This window comes from Carnobacterium sp. (assembly GCF_032094055.1).
Taxonomy (GTDB): Bacteria; Bacillota; Bacilli; order Lactobacillales; family Carnobacteriaceae; genus Carnobacterium_A.
Map to the genome: position 1 here is coordinate 575 of NZ_DAMDAK010000089.1, position 2,367 is coordinate 2,941.

At 33.2% G+C, this 2,367-nt stretch carries 2 protein-coding genes; both read right to left on the reverse strand.

Translation table 11 applies throughout. From position 1 onward, the window contains the following. A partial coding sequence (gene nagA / locus RT405_RS11475; protein ID WP_313469795.1) for an N-acetylglucosamine-6-phosphate deacetylase occupies positions 1–1,056 on the reverse strand: 1,056 nt, incomplete at its 3' end. A 611-nt stretch (positions 1,057–1,667) separates the two neighbouring features. Beyond that, positions 1,668–2,367, reverse strand: a 700-nt coding sequence (gene dcuC / locus RT405_RS11480) for a C4-dicarboxylate transporter DcuC (protein ID WP_313469797.1), incomplete at its 5' end; no start/stop codon positions are given.

Sequence of the window (2,367 nt, forward strand, 5' to 3'; positions counted from 1 at the left end):
TATTTTACCGCATTCATCCTGAATGTTAATGCTTTTAGCAGGAGCTGTACTGGCCATATAAATGGCTTCTTCAGGGGTAGCTATTCCCCAATCCACAACATTTTTTATCGCATCTTTCAATTTCAGAATACTGCCGGCCAGTGTTCCATCTTCCAAACGGGCAGCTCCTTCTTTTACTTCAACCGCAAATTCACCTAAATTATATTGTCCATTCGGCATACCCCCAGCCATCATGCAATCTGTGATCATAACGGTTTCTTTTCGTCCACGAACGTTCATCAATATATTAGCAGCTGCAGGATGAACATGGTGTCCATCACAAATTAGTTCAGCAAAAATATCTTTCAAATTCATCGCAGCTCCTACCATTCCAGGTTCACGATGATGCAAAGGACTCATACCGTTATACGTATGAACAAAAATGGTAGCTCCTTTCTCTACTGCTGTTTTTGCTTCTGCATAAGTTGCATCGCTATGACCCAAAGCGACTACAATCTTTTCTTTGACCGCATATTCAACAAATTCACCGACACCTTTTCTTTCGGGTGCAACAGCAACTTTTTTGATAGCATGATTTGATAATTCCTGCCATTTTTTCAACTTATCAATCGAAGGATCACTAAAATACTTAGGATTTTGCGCTCCTTTATGTTTTTCTGTAAAAAATGGACCTTCTAAAAAAATTCCTTTTATTTTAGCACCTTGTACTTCAGGAATATTTTCTCCAATCATTTCAACAACTTGATTTAACGTTTCTGTTTCAGCCGTCAAAGTCGTTGCTAAGAAAGAAGTCACTCCGCAAGAGAGCAATCCTTTCGAAATAATATTTAACCCTTCAGCATCTGTATCCATCATATCGTGATTTTCAAATCCGTGAATATGTGTATCTACTAAACCAGGAGCAATCCATTGATCAGTATAATCTAAAATTTCAGCAGATTCAGTAGGTTTTTCATTCGTATATGCGCCGAATTTTCCGTCTTTAATTTCTAAAAAACCCGGTCCAACTGTTTTATCCTCAAAATAAAACTTCTCTGCAAAAACATATTTTGACATATTTCCCCCCCCCTATTTTAAGTAATCTTAAAGAAGAAAAAGCTTATGGAAACCTTTTCCTTTCTTTTAGACTACCGCTACTAAGTTCCTAAGTAAAACAATTTGCACTGTAACGATTCCATTCGGTGAAATTAAAAATTGCTGACAGCTTTATTACTCTATATAATATAATAGTAAAAACCCAATAAAAGGGATGCTGTTTAACGCACTCCTTTTACTGGGTTTTATTTCATCATTACAATTTATTTTTGTCCGCTTTTGATATTATTGTTTTAAAGAAATCTATTCTTCTTATATAAACTCTTATTATATGAAAAATTTAATTATTTATGTGATTAAATACCTATTCAATTGTCTCTTTCTCATTCAGCATTTCTATAAGTTTTACATTAAAGCTTTTCTGATTTTTTAAAATAATTTATAATCAAAAATCGGAAAATTACTTATGGAATGACTTCTAATATTTATCAGTGATAGTCGCTATAGAAATGATTATTTAAAGTGGGTTTTTTTATCAAACCAACTCTCTCTATACCTATTTATATTATAACCAACAAGAAATTCTTTGCTTAAATAGTTTTAGCGTCCGTCTATAAAAAGAACTTCCTAAATTAAAGGAATAATATCATTGATAGTAAAAACATAAATACTATTCCTACTATCATTGGTACAGAAGTCCTTTTTACAATTTCAATAGGTTCTTTTTTTATAGTTCCCGATACAATCATAACTACAGCAGCAACTGGAGATACAGCTCTCATAAGATTACCAGCTAATCCCATTGGTACAGTAATTGCTATAGGATTAATTCCCGCAGCTGCAGCTAAAGGAACCATAAGCGGAACCATTGCATAAAACAAAGCAGTACCACTCCCGCTAATCAATACTATTCCTATAGTTACTCCTACTAACAATAATGGTAAAACAAATCCACTTCCTGAACTTTGCAATCCTGTCATTGTATTTTGTAACTCATCAATTAAACCAATTGATTGAAGACCTAATACAAATACTGATGCTGCTACAAGTAGAGCAACGATATCAATTGCATTTCCCATTCCTTTAAAAAAGTAGTCAGTTCCTGTGAGTACTGGTTTTATGTGTTTATAACGTACTATTTCACAGAAAATAGCAACAATAAAAGAAAAAATAGTCACTACTTCTACGCTTAAAGAAATAGTAATGCCAACGGTAGACTGTAAGAAAAATGTTACCAATAATAAAAGAATAGGTAGAATAGGAAGCAATGCATAAACAAATTTAAATAAATTACTTCCCTGCACTTCTTTAACTTCACTTATATTATCATCT